This window comes from uncultured Candidatus Thioglobus sp. (genome assembly GCF_963981275.1).
Classification (GTDB): domain Bacteria; phylum Pseudomonadota; class Gammaproteobacteria; order PS1; family Pseudothioglobaceae; genus Thioglobus_A.
The window spans coordinates 1-2,054 of the sequence record NZ_CAXCCZ010000070.1 but is presented as its reverse complement, the minus strand read 5'-3'; the positions used below and the strand labels follow the sequence as shown (position 1 = coordinate 2,054).

Genomic DNA, 2,054 nt, shown 5'->3' with positions numbered 1-2,054 from the left:
CTGGTAACCATGGCCATGGTTGTCATACCAGCGCTCATGGCCTCTTCCACGCCGTACTGAATGAGTGGCTTGGTAAGAATTGGCAACATCTCTTTAGGGATGGCTTTAGTGACTGGTAAAAAGCGCGTACCGTAGCCTGCTACAGGAAATAGACATTTATTAATGATACTCATAGTTTATCTTTGAAATTTTTCAGCTAAGTTAATTTTGCCATATTCAACTCCTGGCTGGTCATATGTATTGATTTGTAAAAATGCACCAATACAAGAAACTAGCAATTGATAACTAAACATAATTTTAGCGATATTATATTCATCAACAGTGCGAATTGAAATTACGTCGCAAGGGATATCATCTTGTTCTTCAATTGACTGAATGGTTGCATCAGCTTGCATGTTTAACAGATCATTAAAACTGTAGCCTTCTGCATAGCCGCAAGCCAAGCCATCAAACTTATTAGCCGTGTCTTTTGGAATACTACTACTATCTTTAAGATCGTTAATCTTAATAAAAGTAACGGTTTTATCCCTCACACCGTCCATGATCATTTGCAAAAAACTATGCTGGTCAACTGGTCCAACCAGGCCAACAGGCGTAAGCGCTTGGCGAGTGCCATTAATATTGATCTTGCCCAGGCTCTCTGCCCAAAGCTGCACATACCATTTGTTAAAACTTTCCAATAGAGATGAATAAGAAAAAACAACATTAATATTGAATCTGTTTTTGTTCTCAACTAAAAATCTGGCTTTTCTGATAATAGGTTTGTAGTAACTTGTTTGCTCAAAAAAACTATCAGCCACACGCTTACAACCATTCAGTAAATTATCGATATCAACACCCACCATGGCTAGTGGCACTAAGCCCACAACACTAAATACGGAGAAACGCCCACCTATATCCTCAGCCAAATCAAAGGATTTGATGTTGTTGTCATTGGCAAATTGTGTGAGATTGCTTTTAGTTTCAGAGATGATGGTGCAGTTAGTGCTATTAATTTCCACCAGAGAATTGAGGTATTTAAACAAACTCAAAGTTTCAATGGTATTGCCTGATTTAGAAATAACTACAAATTGAGCATCATTCAAATCTACTTTTTTTAAACAGAGTTTAATTTTAAGCGGGTCAATCGTTTCCAAAAAAAGCAAATCTTTGGTGTAATTGTTAGATGACAATAAAAACTCATAAATTGCTCGTGCACCGAGGCTGGATCCACCAATACCCAAAACGACGATGTGCTTTTTATTAATGCTTTGTGCATAGTCTTTAATCTCAGCTGTATCTTGATAGGGCAAATTGTAATAGCCAATCTCTTCACGCTCGGCATTTATTCGATCAAAAATCTCACTATTTGATTTGATTTGATAGAAATTTTTAGAGTATTCCATAGGTGATATTAAGCGTATCAGATTGAGTTGATTATACTGAGCATAACCTTGATGAATGTTGAATTTTAACCGGGTTTTCGTTTATCATATGAACCATACATTTAATCAACTGATAAAGATGACATATAGCAATACAGACTTCAACAATAAGACTATTTTAATTACCGGCGGCGCGGGCTTTATCGGTAGCAATCTAGCTTTTTATTTTCAAGAAAATTATCCTGATTCTCAAGTAGTAGTTTTTGACTGTTTTAGGAGTGAGGCAACTTTTGCTAATGGCAATCTGCAAAGCTTCGGCCATTACAAAAATTTGATCGGTTTTACGGGCGATGTAGTTTGTGGCAATATCAATAGCAAAGCTGACTTAGCGTTATTAGATGATTATAAATTTGACTACATGTTCCATCAGGCGGCAATTTCAGACACACGTGTGTATGACCAAGAAATTGTCATGCAAACTAATGTTAATTCATTTTATGATTTGTTAAACAAAGCCAAAAATGATGACGCGGTGATGGTGTACGCTAGCTCGGCAGCTACTTACGGCAGTTTGCCCTCACCCCAAACAGTGGGCACCGAAAACCCAGAAAATCCTTATGGATTTAGTAAATATATGATGGATCAAATTGCGTATCGCTATAGTTGTGAAAATCCTGATATGACCATTGT

3 protein-coding genes are annotated in these 2,054 nt (G+C 37.0%); 1 reads left to right on the top strand and 2 read right to left on the bottom strand.

The genetic code is table 11. From position 1 onward, the window contains the following. Positions 1–173 (bottom strand): sugar phosphate nucleotidyltransferase (locus ABNR88_RS07210; protein ID WP_348670255.1); only part of this gene is annotated, 173 nt, incomplete at its 3' end. Positions 174–176: 3 nt separating this feature from the next. Beyond that, positions 177–1,385, bottom strand: a complete 1,209-nt coding sequence (locus ABNR88_RS07205; RefSeq protein ID WP_291929336.1) for a glucose-6-phosphate isomerase — start codon at positions 1,383–1,385, stop codon at positions 177–179. A gap of 118 nt (positions 1,386–1,503) precedes the next feature. On the opposite strand from ABNR88_RS07205, the gene ABNR88_RS07200 reads away from it, so the two are divergent. Next, positions 1,504–2,054, top strand: a 551-nt coding sequence (locus ABNR88_RS07200) for an NAD-dependent epimerase/dehydratase family protein (protein WP_348670254.1), incomplete at its 3' end; no start/stop codon positions are given.